The organism is Amycolatopsis sp. FU40 (assembly GCF_021903635.1).
Lineage (GTDB): Bacteria > Actinomycetota > Actinomycetes > Mycobacteriales > Pseudonocardiaceae > Amycolatopsis > Amycolatopsis dendrobii.
The window spans coordinates 9,902,353-9,920,462 of record NZ_CP091381.1 but is presented as its reverse complement, the minus strand read 5'-3'; the positions used below and the strand labels follow the sequence as shown (position 1 = coordinate 9,920,462).

The window sequence follows — 18,110 nt, the reverse complement described above, 5'->3', positions numbered from 1 at the left end:
CGGATCGATCAGCCCGCGGCGGGCCGCTCCTGGTCGCCCGCGGGACGGCGCAACCGCGACAGCATCCGCGTGATGACGTCCTCGATCTCGGCGCCGACCTTCTTCGGATCGGCCGCGCCGGCGATCTCGGTGGCCGCGCTCGACAGCGCGCCGAACAGCAGCCGCGCGGTGAGGTCGACCGGCACCGGCTCCACCTCGCCCGCGTCGACGAGCAACTGCAGCCCGGACCGCACGAGCCCGAAGCTGGACTGCTCCTCGGCCTCGCGCCAGCGTTCCCAGCCCATCACGACCGGTCCCTCGTGGATGGCGATCCGCTGATACGAGGGGTCGAGGCAGCTGCGGATGAACGCCTGCAGCCCGCCCATCGCGCGCTCCCACGGCTCGCCGTCGCCGGTCATGATCTTCTGCAGCCGGTCGTAGACCAGGCTTTCGACCTGTTCGAACGCGGCCTCGAAGAGCGCCTGCTTCCCGCTGAAATGGTGGTACAGCGCGCCTTTCGTGACGCGGGCGCGTTTGGCCACCTCGTCGAGCGAGGTGCCCGCGTATCCGCGTTTCGTGAACAGTTCGACCGCGCTGTCGACCAGGGCGGATCGGGTCGACTCGGAGTAGTCGAGTCGTCGGGACCTCATTGTCGGCACGCTCACAACCTTACGCCGGGACCCGACGGACCATACCCGTGGTATGTTGGCTGCGTCAGGTCCGTACCGGGAGTATGCCGCAGACCGGCAGTATGACCCGGGTCACGGAAGGGGAGCCACACCATGAGCTGGACCGACTTCTACCGGCGGCGAGAGATCCTCGATGCCGCTGTCCGCCAGGCGCGGCGTGCACCGCGAGCACCGCTGTCGCTGGCCGAAATCCCGGGTGCCGCCGAAGAGTTCGGCACCGAAGAAAACCTGTTGCTGGCACTGCAGTACAAGTGGACGCAGCTGCTCAGCGGCTACCTGCGCGCCGAGTTCGCCGATCCCGACGAGGCGGACCTTCCCGGCGACCAGGTCGACGCCGTCACCCGCGCGTGGCGGCAGGCGCAGCACGACCACGAAGACCTTCGTGCGGCACTGGACGGCGCCCTGGAGCGCTGCCCCGCGCTGGAACCGCTGCACCGCACCGAACTGCACATGCTGGCGCTCACCGCGGGCCTCGCCGAACCGGACGAGCCCGCCGACGAGATCGTCAAGGTCGGGCGGACGCTCGACGCGCTCATGCGCGCCGGCGACACCGGCCCGGTCCGCAGGCGCGGCCCGGTCGGGCATCTGATGCGCCTGCTCGCGCCGAGCGCGTGACGTGTAGTTAGCTGGCCCGATGAACGAACGCTGGACCGAGGCCCGGATCCCCGACCAGAGCGGCCGGACCGTCCTGATCACCGGAGCGAATTCCGGCCTCGGCCTGCGTTCGGCGGAAGTCCTGTCCGCGCACGGCGCCCGCGTGCTGCTCGGCTGCCGTTCGCCGGAACGCGGCGAAACCGCGCTCGCCCGGGTCCGCGCCGCGGCTTCGGGCGCCAAACCCGAACTCGTCCAGCTGGACCTCGCCGATCTGGCGTCCGTCCGCGAGGCTGCCGCCAAGGTGCGCGAACTCACCGGCGACGCGCTGGACGTGCTGATGAACAACGCCGGTGTCATGGCCACCGCACAAGGCCGCACCGCGGACGGCTTCGAACTGCAATTCGGCACGAACCACCTCGGACACGCCGCGCTTACTTGGCTGCTGATGCCCGCCCTGCGCGGCGCACCGGCGGGCCGCGTCGTCACGCTGTCCAGCGTCGCCGCCGTCGGCGCGCACCTGCACTTGGACGACCCGAACGCCGAACGCCGCCCGTACCGCGCGGCAGCCGCGTACGGCCAGGCGAAACTGTCGAACCAAACCTTCGGCATCGAACTGGACCGACGCCTCCGCGCGGCGGACTCCACGGTGCTGAGCGTGCTCGCGCATCCCGGCTACAGCGCGACCGGCCTGACCACGAACATGGCCAGCTCGTACCGGAATCCCGTGCTCCGCACCGCCCTCCGGGAAATCGGCAAGCTCGGCGGAATGCTGCTGGCCCAACGCGTCGAACGCGGCGCGCTGCCGCAGCTGTACGCCGCGACCGCCCCGGACGTCGAAGGCGGCGACTACCTCGGACCGCTCTTCGCCGTCCGCGGCCGTCCGGCGAAGGTGCGCACCCTTGCTCCGGCCCGGAATCCGGAAGCCGGGACCGCGCTGTGGGAACTGACCGCCGAGCTGACCGGCATCACTCCCGATCCGCGCTGAACTCCAGCAGCGGCAACACCATCCGGAAACACGCGCCCTCCCCCGCCGCGGTCTCCAGTTCGAGCTCGCCATCGTGCGCCCGCGTCAGCGACCGGGCGATCGCAAGCCCGAGACCCGCGTCCGCACCCGGCGTCCTCGCCCGCGAACGGTCCGCGCGATAGAACCGGTCGAACACGCGTTTCGCTTGCGCCGCGGTCATTCCCGGGCCTTCGTCGGCCACCTCCAGCACCGCCCGGCCGCCCACCGTCCCGACCCCGACGCGAACCGCCGTCCCCGGCGGAGTGTGCGCGGCAGCATTGCCGACGAGGTTCGTGACGACCTGCCGCAACCGCGCCTCGTCGGCGTTCACCGGTGCCGGTCCAGGCCCGCCCTCGCCGCCGGGGCCGGTCAACTCGACCGGACGCGACGGATCGAGCGCACGCAACGAGTGCCGGGCGTCCCCGGCGAGCGTGCGCAGGTCCATCGGCGCGCGATCGAGCTGCGCTTCCGGCGCTTCGTCAAGCTGGGCAAGCAAAAGCAGGTCCTCGGTGAGCGCGGCCAGCCGGACCGCTTCCCGGTCGATCCGGTGCATGGCTTCGTCCACATCGGACTGTTCCGGCAGCGCGCCCATCCGGTACAGCTCGGCGGTGCCCTTGATCCCGAAAAGCGGTGTGCGCAGTTCGTGGCTCACGTCCGCGACGAAGGTCCGCATCCGCGTCTCGGAGGCCGTCCGGTCGGCGAAGGCGCGCTCCAGCTGTCCGAGCATGGTGTTGAGCGACCCCGCCAAACGGCCGATTTCCGTTCCCGGCGCGGCGATCCCGGGCACTCGGCGGCTGAGGTCGCCGCCCGCGATCGCCGCCGCGGTGTGCTCGATCCGGCGCAACGGACGCAGCCCGCCGCGGAGCGCGAACCAGCCGGCCCCGGTCAGCAGCACGAGCAGCACGGAGCCGGTGACGACGCTGCTGATCCGCAGCCGGGAGATCAGGGCGTCCGCCTCGGCGAGCGGAGCCGCCGCGATCACCGTCCCGCCCGGAGCCGGAGCCGCGACCGCACGCCAGCGTTCCGAACCGTTCGCGGCCCGCAGGTCGACGGGCGGGCCGTGCACCGGGATCGACCGCAGATCCTCGGGCGGGGGCAGGGTTTCCGCCGCCAGCCGCGAGGAATGGATCCCGCCGGTCACCGCGCCGTTCGCGCCCAGATAAACCACATACGGGGCGCCGATCAGGTCCAGCGCCGGGTCCAGCACCGACGTCCGGGGGTCGCCCGCGGGCAGCCCGCCGGACGGCACGCGCGCGATCAGCTCGGTGAAACCGCGCAGCTGCGTGTCGATCCGGTCGAGCTGATAGCGCTCCAGGCTGTCCGAGACGACCGCGCTGATCAGCGTGAGCCCCGCCAGCAGCAGACCCGCCGTGATCAGCAGAAGCCGGGTGCGCAACGACATCCGGCGCAGCGGATGCCTCACCGCCGCGGTTCCCGAATCACGTACCCGACGCCGTGCACGGTGTGGATCAGCTTGGGCTCGCCAGTGTCGACCTTGCGCCGCAAGTAGGAGATGTAAGTGTCGACGATGCTGGCGTCGCCGCCGAAGTCGTACTGCCACACCCGGTCGAGGATCTGCGCTTTCGACACCACGCGCCCGGCGTTCTCCATCAGGTACCGCAACAGCCGGAACTCGGTGGCCGAGACGCGGACCGGCTGCCCGGCCCGCGTCACCTGGTGGCCTTCCGCGTCGAGCACCAGTTCGCCCACCGTCACCACCACCTGATGTCCTTGCGTGCGCCGGAGGATCGCGTGGATCCGCGCGATCAGCTCCTCCAGATCGAACGGCTTGGTCACGTAGTCGTCGGCGCCCAGGGACAGTCCGGCGACCTTGTCCGCCTGCCGGTCGCGGGCGGTGAGGAAGAGCACCGGCACCGGCCCGCTGTGGCCGGGCCGATGCCGTTCGCGCAAGCGCCGGGCAACCTCGAAACCGTCCGCGTCCGGCAGCATCACATCGAGAAGCACCAGGTCAGGCGGCTCCTCAGCAGCGGAAGTGACTGCCTCGCCCGCAGTCGCCGCGGAACTCACCTCGAACCCGGCGAACCGCAGCGCCGCGGACAACAGCTGCCGCACGGTGGCCTCGTCGTCGACCACCAGCAGCCGAGCGGGCGTCATCCCTGCCATGAACGCCAGCGTACGGAGACCACGGTCACACGTCCCGCCTGCGGAATGCCGCGAACGCGACAGCCAGCACCACGGCCACGCCGACGTAGAGACCGGCGAGGTTGAGCCACGGATTCGGGTACGCCGGATCGAGCTTGACGGAGAAGATCGCCGCCGCGCCCTTGGACGGCCAGAAGGTGAACAGCCACTGCATCCAGGCCGGGAAAAGGTCGGCTACCGCGGGCACCAGCAGCACGATCCCGACCAGCGCGGCCAGCGCACCCGCGGTCGCCCGGATCAGCGTGCCGAGGCCGACCGCGAGCAACGCGATCGCGGCGAGATACAGCCCGCCGCCCACCACCGCGCCGAACACGCCAGGGTCGCCGAGGCTCACGTGCGGCAACTGCTGCCCGGCGAGAAACCCTTGCCCGATCAGGAAAGCAGCGAACATCAACATCTGCCCGGCCACGACAGCGACCGCTGCGGCGAGCGCCACCTTCGCCGCCAGCAACCGAGACCGCCGAGGAGTCGCCGTGAGCGACATCTGGATCAACCCGGTCGCGTATTCGGACGTGACGATGAGGACGCCCAGCACCCCGATGATCAGCTGCGCGACGATAAAGGACTTCAAGCTGAGGCTGGTCGGATCCCAAGCCGCGCGTTCCGCGGCCGTCGCCTTGGCGTACTCGGCGCCCGCCGAAGCGGTCGCGAGCGCGGTGATACCGAGCCCGGCGGCGAACAGGCTCGCCACGGTGTACCAGGTGGAACGCAGGCTGCGGAGCTTGATCCACTCCGACCGGAGCGTGCCGGAGACCATCATGCGGCGACCCCTTGGTACTCGATGCTGTCCTCGGTGAGCGCGAGGAACGCGTCCTCGAGCGAAACCCGCTGCGGCGTGAGCTCCCCAAGAGCGACCCCGTGGTACGCAGCCAGTTTTCCGATCTCGTCGCTGGTCAGGCCGGAAACGACCAGCGCGCGCCCGGCGCCGTCCCGCACGGTGGCTCCGGCGGCGAGCAGATGGCGGGCGAACCCGTCCGGATCAGCGGCGCGGACGAGCACCGTGCCCGTCTGACCAGCCAGTTCGGCAGTCGCGGTATCGGCGAGCAGCTTTCCCCTGCCGATGACGACCAGCCGGTCGGCGGTCTGCGCCATCTCGCTCATGAGATGGCTGGACACCAGCACCGCGCGGCCGTCACGGGCGAGCGAGCGCATGAAGTCCCTGATCCAGCGGATGCCCTCGGGGTCGAGGCCGTTCACCGGTTCGTCGAAGATCAGCACCCGGGGGTCGCCGAGCAGCGCGGCCGCGATGCCGAGCCGCTGCCGCATCCCGAGCGAAAACCCGCCTGCCCTCCGCCCGGCCACGCTCTCCAGACCGGTGCGGGCGAGCACGTCGCCGACCCTGCTCAGGGGCAGCCGGTTGCTGGCCGCGAGCGCGAGAAGGTGGTCTCGTGCCTTGCGGGCCCCGTGCACGGCGCCCGCGTCGAGCAGCGCGCCGACCTCCGTGAGCGGCACTTCGAGGTCCCGGTAGCGCCGTCCGCCGATCGTCACCGATCCGCGGGTCGGGGCGGCGAGTCCGGTGATCATCTTCAGCGTCGTGGACTTGCCCGCCCCGTTCGGCCCGAGGAACCCGGTGACCTGCCCGGGCTCGACGGTGAACGACAGATCGTCCACCACGGTGTCGGGCCCGTACCGTTTCGTGAGCCCGCGTACTTCGATCGCTGTCATGCCGGCGAGCGTGCCGGGCCCTTCCGGGCGAATCCGCTGAGCTTCTGGGAGAACCCTGTGCGTTCCGGCCGTCCACGGGGTGGATTGGGTCCCGTTCACAGGAAAACCTCGGCGTAGGGTGGAGATCGTGAGTGCTGCACCGGAGGGGCGGAAGTTGTTGCGGCTTGAGGTGCGCAACAGTGAGACGCCGATTGAGAAGAAGCCGTCGTGGATTAAGACGCGGGTGCGGATGGGGCCGGAGTTCACTGAGCTGAAGGGTTTGGTGAAGCGCGAGGGTCTGCACACGGTGTGTGAAGAGGCGGGTTGTCCCAACATTTACGAGTGCTGGGAGGACCGTGAGGCGACGTTCTTGATCGGTGGTGATCAGTGCACGCGGCGGTGTGATTTCTGCCAGATCGACACGGGCAAGCCCGCCGAGCTGGATCGGACGGAGCCGCGGAAGGTCGCTGAGAGCGTGCAGGCGATGGGCCTGCGGTATTCGACGATCACCGGTGTGGCCCGGGACGATCTGGCCGATGGCGGTGCGTGGCTGTACGCGGAGACGGTGCGGCAGATTCACGCGTTGAACCCGGGCACGGGTGTGGAGTTGCTGATCCCGGACTTCAACGCGGAGCCGGAGCAGTTGGCCGAGGTGTTCGGGTCGCGGCCGGAGGTGCTGGCGCACAATGTGGAGACGGTGCCGCGGATTTTCAAGCGGATCCGGCCCGGGTTCCGGTACGCGCGTTCGCTGGATGTGATCACGCAGGCGCGTGCGGCGGGGTTGGTGACGAAGTCGAACCTGATCCTCGGGATGGGGGAGACTCCGGACGAGGTCGGCGTCGCGTTGCAGGATCTGTTCGACGCGGGCTGCGAGATCATCACGATCACCCAGTACCTGCGGCCCTCGCCGAGGCATCACCCGGTCGACCGGTGGGTCAAGCCGGAAGAGTTCGTGGAGCACGCGAAAACCGCTGAGGCGATCGGGTTCCCGGGTGTGATGGCGGGGCCGCTGGTGCGGTCGTCGTATCGCGCGGGCCGGTTGTACGCCCAGACCAAGGCCCACCGCGGCGAGGAACTGCCGGAAAACCTCGCCCACCTCACCGCCGAAGGACCGGCAGCCCAAGAAGCCAGCAGCCTGCTGACCCGCTGAACCCGTACCGACGAGGGGCCCCGGTTACGCACCGGGGCCCCTTATTCGTCTCCAGGTCACCCGGACGTGGCACGCAATTCCCAAGAATCAGTAAAGTGATGGTGTGGCTTTAGTAACGGACATCCTCGACTGGTTGCAAGCGCTCCCCCAGCCGGGTCTCGTCGCGGCGGCAGGCGGGCTCGTACTGGCCGAGTGCACGATCGGCCTCGGCTTCATCGCCCCGGGCGAATCGGGCCTGCTGATCGCGGCGACCACGGCGACGTCCGTGCCCCGCTTCCTGACGCTGTGGGCGGTCGTCACCGTCTGCGCGGCGCTGGGCGATTCGATCGGCTACGCCCTCGGCCGGAAGTTCGGGCCGCGGCTGCGGGAGACGAAGCTCATCCGCAAATACGGACTGGACGCCTGGGACAAGGCCACCGGCGTCCTCGAACGCCGGGGCGCGTGGGCGGTGTTCTTCGCGCGGTTCCTGCCGGTGCTGCGCACCTTGACGCCGGCCGCCGCGGGAGCGTCGAACCTGCCGTTCCGCAAGTTCCTCCCCGCGACCGCCGCCGGCGCGTTCTGCTGGTCGCTCGTGCACATCAGCCTCGGCGCCGCGCTCGGCGAAGCGGCCAAACAGGTCGAGAGCGCCATGAACACCGGATTCCTCGTGGTGGCCGCGCTGGTGATCGGGGTGCTGGTGTTCTTTTTGCTGCGCATGAAGAAACGCAAGGCGCTGGGCATCGCCGGTTCCGCCGCTTCGCCGGACGAGCAACCGGAGGAGCCCGTCCGCACTGGCAATTGACCGAGCTCACCAGAAGTCACCCGCCCGGGAGCCGTCCGGCTGATTAGATTCGACCGTATGCAGGCACTAGACCTCCCGAAGCCGGTCGCGTTCGTCCTCGGCGGAGGCGGCAGCCTCGGCGCGCTGCAGGTGGGCATGCTACAAGCCCTCGACGAAGCGGGCATCACACCCGACCTGGCGGTCGGCACGTCCGTCGGCTCGCTGAACGCCGCGGTGCTCGCCTTGGCGGGCGACGACCGGCTCCGGCGGCTCCGCGACATCTGGGCGCACATGACGAAAGCCGAGGCCTTCCCCGGCGGCGTGCTCAGCCAGGTCCGGACGCTCCGGCACAGCAAGACCCATCTGTTCCCGAACACCGGCCTCGCCAAGATCATCGACGACCACCTCGGCGCCGGCCGCCGGTTCGAGGACCTGGCGATGCCACTGGGCGTCGTCACCACCGACGTCGACACCGCCGAGCCGGTCCTGCTCACCTCCGGCCCGCTGCAAGCGCCGCTCCTGGCGAGTTGCGCGATCCCCGGCATCTATCCGCCGGTGCCGTACGAGGACCGCCTTCTCTACGACGGCGGCCTGGTCGCCAACGTCCCGATGCGGCAGGCGTTGCGCATGGGCGCGAAGTCGCTGGTCGTCCTGGACTGCGCGTTCCCCGGCAAAATGCCCGGCGCGCCGCGGACGTTCGCCGAGGTGATGATGTTCACCGCGATGATCAGCATGCGCAACCAGGCCGTGCTGGAAGCACCGGTCGCCGCCCGGACGGCGCCGGTCGTCTACCTGCCGGGTCCGGCTCCGGTTCAGGTGAGCCCGCTGGACTTCTCGCGTACGGACGATCTGGCGTCGCAGGCCTACCACTCCGCCCGGGAGCACCTGAAAGAACTGACCGTCGACGGCCCCGGCTTGTACGGAGCGCCCGGATTGCTGCGCCCCTGAATTCGCGATCGTGATCCGCGTCACCCCAATGCACCGATCCGTTGGTCGGGGCGTCTTTCCGATCGCGTAGTTTTGCAGTTGAACCTGCCGGTCCTGGACCCTCACAAAAGAGACATAATGTTCCCGAAGAAGACATTTTTTCCGCTCGCCGGAATTCTCGCGGCGACCGTGCTGCTTTCCGCCTGTTCCTCCGGGGACGGCGGAAGCGACGCTGGCACGCCCGGTGCGCCGGGCGGGTCGAGCCAGACCGCGACACCGGCGTCGGTGTCGATCGAACCGGCCAACGCGTCCGGGATCAGCCCGAGCACGCCGATCGTCGTCAAGGCGGCGAACGGGAAGCTCACGGACGTCACGGTCACGAGCGCCAAAGGCAAAACCGTCGCGGGCGAGTTCTCTCCGGACAAGCTCAGCTGGACGACCACCGAGGTCCTCGGCTACGGCGGCACGTACCAGGTGAAGGCGCATGCCCAAGGCGCGGACGGGAAATCCGTCGAACAGCAGGGCCAGGTGACCACGCTGTCGCCGAAGAAGCAGGCGAACGCGAACCTGATCCCGGCCCCGAACGCGGTGAAGAGCTCAGGCGTCGGCGTGGGCCAGCCGATCGTGTTCAGCTTCGGCGTCGCGGTGAAGAACAAGGCCGCCGTGGAGAAGGCGCTGACGGTCGAGTCCTCGCCGAAGCAGGACGGCAGCTGGTACTGGATGGACGACAAGAACGTCCACTACCGGCCGAAGGAATACTGGAAGCCGGGCACCACGCTGACGGTCAACGCGAAGATTTACGGCGTCGATTTCGGAAATGGCGTGTTCGGAGCGGACGATCGCACCGAAACGTACAAGGTGCACGATTCGTGGATCGCGAAAGCCGACGGCAACAGCGAACAGATGCAGATCTTCCACAACGGTTCGATGGTGAAGTCGATGCCGATCTCGATGGGCAAGGACGCGACCCCCACCCATCTCGGCCCGCACGTCATCTCGGACAAGCAGGCGAACTACACGATGGACTCCTGCACGTACGGCGTGTGCCCGCCGGACCCGAAGGCGTACCGCTCGAACGAGAAGTTCTCGGAACGCATCTCGAACGACGGCGAGTTCGTCCACGAGAACCCGAACAGCGTCGGGCAACAGGGCAGCTCCAACGTCTCGCACGGCTGCATCAACCTGAACGCCGCCAACGCGGAGTGGTTCTTCAACAACTTCGGCCTGGGAGACGTCGTAGAAGTCACCAACTCGGGCGGCCCGCAGCTGCCGGTGTGGGACCTGTACGGCGACTGGTCCAAGTCCTGGACCGACTGGCAGAAGGGCTCGGCCCTGAAGTAACCCAGCGGCTCGCTGGAGCGGGTTGAGGCCGGATTCGGCTGAACGGTTCGACAGAGAAGGGTGCTGGAGCTTCGTGCTCCGGCACCCTTCTTGCATGCCCGGGTTCACCGCCGGCTCGGCAGCGGGTGCGACGCCTTGCCCGATCCTCCGGCGAGCGACGGGTTGCCTCGGCGCGGTTCTCAGGACTGCGCCGGTTATCGCGGGATCGGCCGCTCGCGCCAACCCCCACCCCGGACTCGGCACAAGGCCACGACCAAGGCTTCGCTGCCGCGGCACGGCGCTCGTACCAGACGGCTGGTTCTGTTCTTCTCGCTCGAGGCCGCACTCGACGCGGGCAGAGGTGCAAACCTCGCTGCCGCGGAGACGAGCTCGCGCCGGACGCTTGATTCTGGTTTCTCTGCCCAGAGCCAGGTTCGATGCGGGTCCAAGACCAAGCCTCGTTGCCGCAAAGACGAACCCCGCCCTCGGCCGGCTGATTCCCGCTGCTGACGGGGCCTCCAGCCGCCCCGCTCGCACCTGAGTGGTCCATGGGGACTGTCCCACCAACGGCTGAGGGCCGGGGATGAACCAGTCCACGCCGCTCCAGCTGACCCCTGGCTCGAACCCAGGCGCGGGCCGAGGCCGAGGTCCCACCCCCGCGATGGACAGCCCTTCGCTCTGTCAGCCGCCGATCGACGGTCCGCTGCTCCGGGCCACCCGATAGATCCACTGCCGGAACTCCGACTGCGAGATCGCCCCACTCGGTTCCGGCCCACCGCCACGTGCCCGCCCGTTGCTGGCTGAGTCCCATCTCCGCGCCCAACTTTTGCCCGCTGCGGGATGCGTTCTCCTCGCATCGCCTTCCCAGCCGCCGGCGTTGCAGGCTAGGTTCCGCTCGCTCCGGCTGTGGCGCATCGAGCAACCGGCGCGGCAGTGAGCTCATCACCGCGGCAGCCTCCGGAAGGCTCGCAGAAATAGCTTGGACATGATGAAGGCCCGAACCCCGGTAACGGGTTCGGGCCTTGTTTTGGGTCCGGATATGAGTCTGGGCCCCGGGAGAACCACGGGGGTTCTCGACCGGGGCCCAGACTGTCAGGTTGAGTTCGGCGGTGTCCTACTCTCCCACAACCCTTCGGTTGCAGTACCATCGGCGCAGTCAGGCTTAGCTTCCGGGTTCGGAATGGGACCGGGCGTTTCCCTGACGCTAAAACCACCGAAACACTCCGAAACAACACACACCCGCCACATGAGTGACAGCCGGCGTGGTGTTTCAGAACCGTAGAGTGGATGCGAGCGATCTTTGTGGGCAAGTCCTCGGCCTATTAGTACCAGTCAACTCGACAACACATTACTGTGCTTCCATTTCTGGCCTATCAACCCAATCGTCTCTTGGGGGCCTTAACCCACATGGGGTGGGATACCTCATCTTGGAACAGGCTTCCCGCTTAGATGCCTTCAGCGGTTATCCCTTCCGAACATAGCCAACCAGCCATGCCACTGGCGTGACAACTGGCACACCAGAGGTCCGTCCGTCCCGGTCCTCTCGTACTAGGGACAGCCTTCCTCAAGTATCCTGCGCGCGCGGCGGATAGGGACCGAACTGTCTCACGACGTTCTAAACCCAGCTCGCGTGCCGCTTTAATGGGCGAACAGCCCAACCCTTGGGACCTACTCCGGCCCCAGGATGCGACGAGCCGACATCGAGGTGCCAAACCATGCCGTCGATATGGACTCTTGGGCAAGATCAGCCTGTTATCCCCGGGGTACCTTTTATCCGTTGAGCGACACCCCTTCCACCAGGAGGTGCCGGATCACTAGTCCCGACTTTCGTCCCTGCTCGACATGTCTGTCTCACAGTCAAGCTCCCTTGTGCACTTGCACTCGACACCTGATTGCCAACCAGGCTGAGGGAACCTTTGGGCGCCTCCGTTACCCTTTAGGAGGCAACCGCCCCAGTTAAACTACCCATCAGGCACTGTCCCTGAACCAGATCATGGTCCGAGGTTCAGATTCCCAATCCGACCAGAGTGGTATTTCAACAACGACTCCACACCCACTAGCGTGAGCGCTTCACAGTCTCCCACCTATCCTACACAAGCCGAACCGAAAACCAATACCAAACTATAGTAAAGGTCCCGGGGTCTTTCCGTCCTGCCGCGCGTAACGAGCATCTTTACTCGTAATGCAATTTCGCCGGGCCTGTGGTCGAGACAGCCGGAAAGTCGTTACGCCATTCGTGCAGGTCGGAACTTACCCGACAAGGAATTTCGCTACCTTAGGATGGTTATAGTTACCACCGCCGTTTACTGGCGCTTAAATTCTCAGCTTCACCCACAAAGTGAGTTAACCGGTCCTCTTAACGTTCCAGCACCGGGCAGGCGTCAGTCCATATACATCGTCTTGCGACTTCGCATGGACCTGTGTTTTTAGTAAACAGTCGCTTTCCGCTGGTCTCTGCGGCCAACCACCCCTCCGTCCGCACGGGACTTCAAGATGCTTGGCCCCCCTTCTCCCGAAGTTACGGGGGCATTTTGCCGAGTTCCTTAACCACAGTTCACCCGATCGCCTTGGTATTCTCTACCTGACCACCTGTGTTGGTTTGGGGTACGGGCCGTGCATGCACTCACTAGAGGCTTTTCTCGACAGCATAGGATCACCCACTTCGCCTCAAACGGCTACGCATCACGTCTCAGCCTATGTGCCATGCGGATTTGCCTACATGACGGCCTACACGCTTACACCAGGACAACCATCGCCTGGCGGAGCTACCTTCCTGCGTCACCCCATCGCTTGACTACTACGGAATCAGGTCCCACGCTCCACACACGGAATCCGTCCGAAGACTTCAACCGCGGCTTCGGGTGGTTAGTGTCAACCGCCTCGCCATGGGCGCACATGCTCGGGTACGGGAATATCAACCCGTTGTCCATCGACTACGCCTGTCGGCCTCGCCTTAGGTCCCGACTTACCCTGGGCGGATTAGCCTGGCCCAGGAACCCTTGGTCATCCGGCGGCAGAGTTTCTCACTCTGCATTCGCTACTCATGCCTGCATTCTCACTCCCGCACCCTCCACGACTCGCTTCCGCGGCCGCTTCCCTGGATGCAGGACGCTCCCCTACCCATCCACACGACTGGATGACCCCCGAAGGAATCACCGATCTATTGTGCGAATGACACAGCTTCGGCGGTGTGCTTAAGCCCCGCTACATTGTCGGCGCAGGACCACTTGACCAGTGAGCTATTACGCACTCTTTCAAGGGTGGCTGCTTCTAAGCCAACCTCCTGGTTGTCTGGGCAATCCCACATCCTTTCCCACTGAGCACACACTTAGGGGCCTTAGCTGGTGTTCTGGGCTGTTTCCCTCTCGACGACGAAGCTTATCCCCCGCCGTCTCACTGCCGCGCTCTCACTAACCGGTATTCGGAGTTTGGTTGATTTCGGTAACCCGGTAAGGCCCCTAGACCATCCAGTAGCTCTACCCCCGGCAAGAAACACGCGACGCTGCACCTAAATGCATTTCGGGGAGAACCAGCTATCACGGAGTTTGATTGGCCTTTCACCCCTACCCACAGCTCATCCCCTCAGTTTTCAACCTAAGTGGGTTCGGGCCTCCACGACGTCTTACCGTCGCTTCACCCTGGCCATGGGTAGATCACTCCGCTTCGGGTCTAGACCACGCGACTCAATCGCCCTATTCAGACTCGCTTTCGCTACGGCTACCCCACCCGGGTTAACCTCGCCACGCAGCACTAACTCGCAGGCTCATTCTTCAAAAGGCACGCCATCACCCAACAAGTGAGCTCTGACGGCTTGTAGGCACACGGTTTCAGGTACTCTTTCACTCCCCTCCCGGGGTACTTTTCATCTTTCCCTCACGGTACTCGTCCGCTATCGGTCTCCAGGAAGTATTTAGGCTTACCGGGTGGTCCCGGCAGATTCACAGCAAATTCCACGAGCTCGCTGCTACTCGGGAACACCACCAAGACCTACGACAACAGCTTTCGCGTACGGGGCTCTCACCCGCTCCGGCCGCCCGTCCCAAGGCGTTCCGCTAACCATCGCGTACATCCGGAGAAATGTCAGTCTCTCCAAGGTGGGTCCCACAACACCGCCTGCACAACGCCTGACAGCTTGACATGCAAACGGTTTAGCCTCTTCCGCTTTCGCTCGCCACTACTCACGGAATCACTTTTGTTTTCTCTTCCTGCGGGTACTGAGATGTTTCACTTCCCCGCGTTCCCTCCGCACCGGCTATATATTCACCGGCGGGTAACACCACATCACTGGTGCTGGGTTTCCCCATTCGGAAATCCTCGGATCACAGCTCGGTTGACAGCTCCCCGAGGCATATCGCAGCCTCCCACGTCCTTCATCGGCTCCTGAAGCCAAGACATCCACCATGTGCCCTTAACAACTTGACCACAAAGATGCTCGCATCCACTCTACAGTTCTCAAACACCACACCAGAAACAACGTGTGTTGCCTCAGGACCCAACAGCGCGCCAGCGAACAACCGCTCCCCCAGACGCCGGCTCCCCGTTCCGCGGCCCCGAAGGACCTGTACTAGAAGAGGCATTGCCTACCAGAAGCGACCATAACCAGTAGTTCCACAATTCCTTGAGCAACCGGAACAAGCACACACTCGGCACTTGAGTTCCAGCCACTCCCGACCGTGGCCGGGATGTGTTGTGCTCCTTAGAAAGGAGGTGATCCAGCCGCACCTTCCGGTACGGCTACCTTGTTACGACTTCGTCCCAATCGCCAGTCCCACCTTCGACCACTCCCTCCCTTGCGGGTTGGGCCATGGGCTTCGGGTGTTACCGACTTTCATGACGTGACGGGCGGTGTGTACAAGGCCCGGGAACGTATTCACCGCAGCGTTGCTGATCTGCGATTACTAGCGACTCCGACTTCACGCAGTCGAGTTGCAGACTGCGATCCGAACTGAGACCGGCTTTAAGGGATTCGCTCCACCTCGCGGTATCGCAGCCCTCTGTACCAGCCATTGTAGCATGTGTGAAGCCCTGGACATAAGGGGCATGATGACTTGACGTCATCCCCACCTTCCTCCGAGTTGACCCCGGCAGTCTCCCACGAGTCCCCGCCATGACGCGCTGGCAACGTAGGATAAGGGTTGCGCTCGTTGCGGGACTTAACCCAACATCTCACGACACGAGCTGACGACAGCCATGCACCACCTGTACACCAACCACAAGGGAAGCCCCATCTCTGGGGATGTCTGGCGCATGTCAAGCCCAGGTAAGGTTCTTCGCGTTGCATCGAATTAATCCACATGCTCCGCCGCTTGTGCGGGCCCCCGTCAATTCCTTTGAGTTTTAGCCTTGCGGCCGTACTCCCCAGGCGGGGCGCTTAATGCGTTAGCTACGGCACGGACAACGTGGAATGTCGCCCACACCTAGCGCCCAACGTTTACAGCGTGGACTACCAGGGTATCTAATCCTGTTCGCTCCCCACGCTTTCGCTCCTCAGCGTCAGTATCGGCCCAGAGACCCGCCTTCGCCACCGGTGTTCCTCCTGATATCTGCGCATTTCACCGCTACACCAGGAATTCCAGTCTCCCCTGCCGAACTCAAGTCTGCCCGTATCGACTGCACGCTGAAGGTTAAGCCTCCAGATTTCACAGCCGACGCGACAAACCGCCTACGAGCTCTTTACGCCCAATAATTCCGGACAACGCTCGCACCCTACGTATTACCGCGGCTGCTGGCACGTAGTTAGCCGGTGCTTCTTATCCAGGTACCGTCACTTGCGCTTCGTCCCTGGCGAAAGAGGTTTACAACCCGAAGGCCGTCATCCCTCACGCGGCGTCGCTGCATCAGGCTTGCGCCCATTGTGCAATATTCCCCACTGCTGCCTCCCGTAGGAGTCTGGGCCGTGTCTCAGTCCCAGTGTGGCCGGTCACCCTCTCAGGCCGGCTACCCGTCGTCGCCTTGGTAGGCCATTACCCCACCAACAAGCTGATAGGCCGCGGGTTCATCCCATACCGCCGGAACTTTCCACCCCCCACCATGCGGTGAAAGGTCATATCCGGTATTAGACCCAGTTTCCCAGGCTTATCCCAGAGTACAGGGCAGATTACCCACGTGTTACTCACCCGTTCGCCACTCATCCCCGGCCGAAACCGGTTCAGCGTTCGACTTGCATGTGTTAAGCACGCCGCCAGCGTTCGTCCTGAGCCAGGATCAAACTCTCCAACAATGAACAGTTCGATCGAGACTACTTCTCAATCATTCTCAAAGGAAACCCCGACGAGGGGGTTTCATATAAGCTCTACTGGCTTAGTTCACTAGCACACTGTTGAGTTCTCAAGCAACACACCCCGAACCAGCCCCGGAATCAACCAGGCCAAGCTCGATGCGTTATTTCAAGCTTTTGTTTTTCCGGAGTCCAACTCTACACCCTGGGAAGCTCGAGGCTTCGTCGGGGGCTGGTTCAGCTCCGAAGGTTTGGGACCACCCACTCTACCACTACTGTGGGAGCTTGGTTCGTGTTCCCGGCGGCCGCCCGGTCTCCCTGGCGACGAAGAGAACATTACACGCCCCGAAACAGCCCTCGAACAGGGGGGTCCCTTTTTTCGCGCCAAGCCCCTGACCTGCGTCGATCCGTCGGCCGCGGCCCGAACCCGGTCAGCCCGGCTCGCGCTCCCCGTGCGTCGCGATCACCGTGACCCCGACGAGGATCGCCGCGAGGACCGCCGTCACGTGGATCGGCGCCGGGCCGAACGACGCGGCGAGCACGAGCACCGCGGCGGCCGGGAAGCCGATCGCGATCGGACGGCATTCGTTCGTCGGGCCGATGTGCAGCAGCCACACGCTCACCAGGAAGACCGCGACCGGGATCGTCACGGCCAGCGCGGTCACGATGCCGCTGACGTGCGCCTGCCCGCTGTCGAAGCCGACCGCCAGTTCCAGCCCGGCGCCGACGGCCGCGGCCGAACCGAAGATCAGGTAGTGGCCGTATCCCCAGCTCAACGCGGTCCACCGCGAGTTGCCGCGTTCGAGGCGGGCGTGCCCGGGCTGGTCGAAGTACAGCCACCACATCGAGAACACCAGGACCAGGCCGGCGACAGCCAGCGACACCAGTTCCCCGGTGTGCTCGCCCTCCGCGATCCCCTCTTTCACCGCGTTGGTCGCGCTGAGCACGGTTTCGCCGAGCACGATCAGCGTGAAAAGCCCGTACCGCTCGGCGATGTGATGCGAGTGCCACGGCGTGGTCGTCCGGGCCTCGGCGACCGCGGGCACCGCGAGTTCCAGAAGCAGGATGACGAAGAAGCTGACGAACCCCGCGGTGCCGGGCAGCGCCAGCCGGGCGATCCACAGGATCTGGCAGAGCGTGATGCCCGCCGCGTAGAAGTACGCGGTCGTGCGGATTTCCGGTGCTTGCCGCGCCGCGCGGAGCCACTGCGCGACCGCGGCCAGGCGCATCAGGACGTACCCGATGACCACGATCGTGAAGTCGCCCCCGAAGGCTTTGTCCACGCCGGCCGCGACGGTCAGGCCGCCGGCGATCTGGACGAGGGTAGCCAGCCGATAGGGCACGTCGTCGGTGTCGAACGCCGACGCGAACCAGCTGAAGTTCAGCCAGCCCCACCAGATCGCGAAGAACACCATCCCGAAGCTGAGCACCCCGTGCCCGACGTGCCCCTCGGACAGCGCGTGGTGCAACTGCGCGGCGGCCTGGCCGACCGCGACCACGAAACACAGGTCGAACAGCAGCTCCAGCGGCGTCGACGCGCGGTGTCCTTCGCTGGTGTCGCGTGGCCGCATCGGCCGGTACCACACCCGGATCCGGTTGCCCGGCAATGACTCGTGGGCCATGTGCGCTCCCCTTTCCGCAGAACGCGGCCATCCCAACATGAT

The 18,110-nt window shown here is 65.6% G+C and carries 12 protein-coding genes and 3 rRNA genes; 6 read left to right on the top strand and 9 right to left on the bottom strand.

Annotation, left to right across the window (positions count from 1 at the left end; translation table 11 throughout):
- Positions 1 to 8: 8 nt before the first annotated feature.
- On the bottom strand, positions 9 to 629 hold the full coding sequence (locus tag L3Q65_RS47160) for a TetR/AcrR family transcriptional regulator (RefSeq protein ID WP_182896814.1): 621 nt from the start codon (positions 627 to 629) through the stop codon (positions 9 to 11).
- 132 nt (positions 630 to 761) lie between these two features.
- Between L3Q65_RS47160 and L3Q65_RS47155 the strand changes: the two genes are divergently transcribed.
- Both L3Q65_RS47155 and L3Q65_RS47150 read left to right on the top strand, forming a co-directional pair.
- On the top strand, positions 762 to 1,283 hold the full coding sequence (locus L3Q65_RS47155; protein WP_237598595.1) for a hypothetical protein: 522 nt from the start codon (positions 762 to 764) through the stop codon (positions 1,281 to 1,283).
- A gap of 19 nt (positions 1,284 to 1,302) precedes the next feature.
- Positions 1,303 to 2,247, top strand: coding sequence for an oxidoreductase (locus L3Q65_RS47150; RefSeq protein ID WP_182896812.1), 945 nt, complete (start codon positions 1,303 to 1,305; stop codon positions 2,245 to 2,247).
- Here the strand turns inward: L3Q65_RS47150 and L3Q65_RS47145 are convergent.
- Genes L3Q65_RS47145 through L3Q65_RS47130 form a run of 4 tightly spaced genes read right to left on the bottom strand, consistent with a single transcriptional unit; the run spans position 2,228 to position 6,093 of the window.
- A complete protein-coding gene (locus L3Q65_RS47145; protein WP_237598594.1) occupies positions 2,228 to 3,667 on the bottom strand; it encodes a cell wall metabolism sensor histidine kinase WalK in 1,440 nt (479 codons plus the stop codon). The two genes, L3Q65_RS47150 and L3Q65_RS47145, sit on opposite strands and share 20 nt — an antisense overlap.
- Positions 3,668 to 3,684: 17 nt before the next feature.
- Positions 3,685 to 4,380: a response regulator transcription factor gene (locus L3Q65_RS47140; RefSeq protein WP_237601021.1), complete on the bottom strand. Its 696-nt coding sequence runs from the start codon at positions 4,378 to 4,380 to the stop codon at positions 3,685 to 3,687.
- 34 nt (positions 4,381 to 4,414) lie between these two features.
- On the bottom strand, positions 4,415 to 5,188 hold the full coding sequence (locus L3Q65_RS47135; RefSeq protein WP_237598593.1) for an ABC transporter permease: 774 nt from the start codon (positions 5,186 to 5,188) through the stop codon (positions 4,415 to 4,417).
- Positions 5,185 to 6,093 carry an ABC transporter ATP-binding protein gene (locus L3Q65_RS47130; protein WP_237598592.1) on the bottom strand — a complete coding sequence of 303 codons (909 nt, stop codon included), beginning with the start codon at positions 6,091 to 6,093 and terminating at the stop codon, positions 5,185 to 5,187. Before L3Q65_RS47130 ends, L3Q65_RS47135 begins: the two co-directional genes overlap by 4 nt.
- Before the next feature lie 127 nt (positions 6,094 to 6,220).
- On the opposite strand from L3Q65_RS47130, the gene lipA reads away from it, so the two are divergent.
- From lipA to L3Q65_RS47110, 4 genes are all read left to right on the top strand, one after another.
- On the top strand, positions 6,221 to 7,222 hold the full coding sequence (gene lipA / locus L3Q65_RS47125) for a lipoyl synthase (protein WP_237598591.1): 1,002 nt from the start codon (positions 6,221 to 6,223) through the stop codon (positions 7,220 to 7,222).
- Between the two features lie 103 nt (positions 7,223 to 7,325).
- On the top strand, positions 7,326 to 8,003 hold the full coding sequence (locus tag L3Q65_RS47120) for a DedA family protein (RefSeq protein WP_182896951.1): 678 nt from the start codon (positions 7,326 to 7,328) through the stop codon (positions 8,001 to 8,003).
- 57 nt (positions 8,004 to 8,060) lie between these two features.
- Complete coding sequence (locus L3Q65_RS47115; protein ID WP_182896952.1) at positions 8,061 to 8,930, top strand: patatin-like phospholipase family protein; 870 nt, start codon at positions 8,061 to 8,063, stop codon at positions 8,928 to 8,930.
- 117 nt (positions 8,931 to 9,047) lie between these two features.
- Complete coding sequence (locus L3Q65_RS47110) at positions 9,048 to 10,250, top strand: Ig-like domain-containing protein (protein ID WP_182896953.1); 1,203 nt, start codon at positions 9,048 to 9,050, stop codon at positions 10,248 to 10,250.
- Positions 10,251 to 11,330: 1,080 nt separating this feature from the next.
- Here L3Q65_RS47110 and rrf read toward each other — a convergent pair.
- The 4 genes from rrf to L3Q65_RS47090 all read right to left on the bottom strand — a co-directional run bounded on the left by rrf (position 11,331) and on the right by L3Q65_RS47090 (position 18,068).
- A 5S ribosomal RNA gene (gene rrf, locus L3Q65_RS47105) occupies positions 11,331 to 11,447 on the bottom strand.
- 84 nt (positions 11,448 to 11,531) lie between these two features.
- Positions 11,532 to 14,651 (bottom strand): 23S ribosomal RNA (locus L3Q65_RS47100).
- Between the two features lie 278 nt (positions 14,652 to 14,929).
- Positions 14,930 to 16,449 (bottom strand): 16S ribosomal RNA (locus tag L3Q65_RS47095).
- Together the 16S, 23S and 5S rRNA genes form the textbook arrangement of a ribosomal RNA operon.
- A 428-nt stretch (positions 16,450 to 16,877) precedes the next feature.
- Entirely contained in the window at positions 16,878 to 18,068 is a 1,191-nt protein-coding gene (locus L3Q65_RS47090; protein ID WP_237598590.1) for a low temperature requirement protein A, read from the bottom strand.
- Between the last annotated feature and the right edge of the window lie 42 nt (positions 18,069 to 18,110).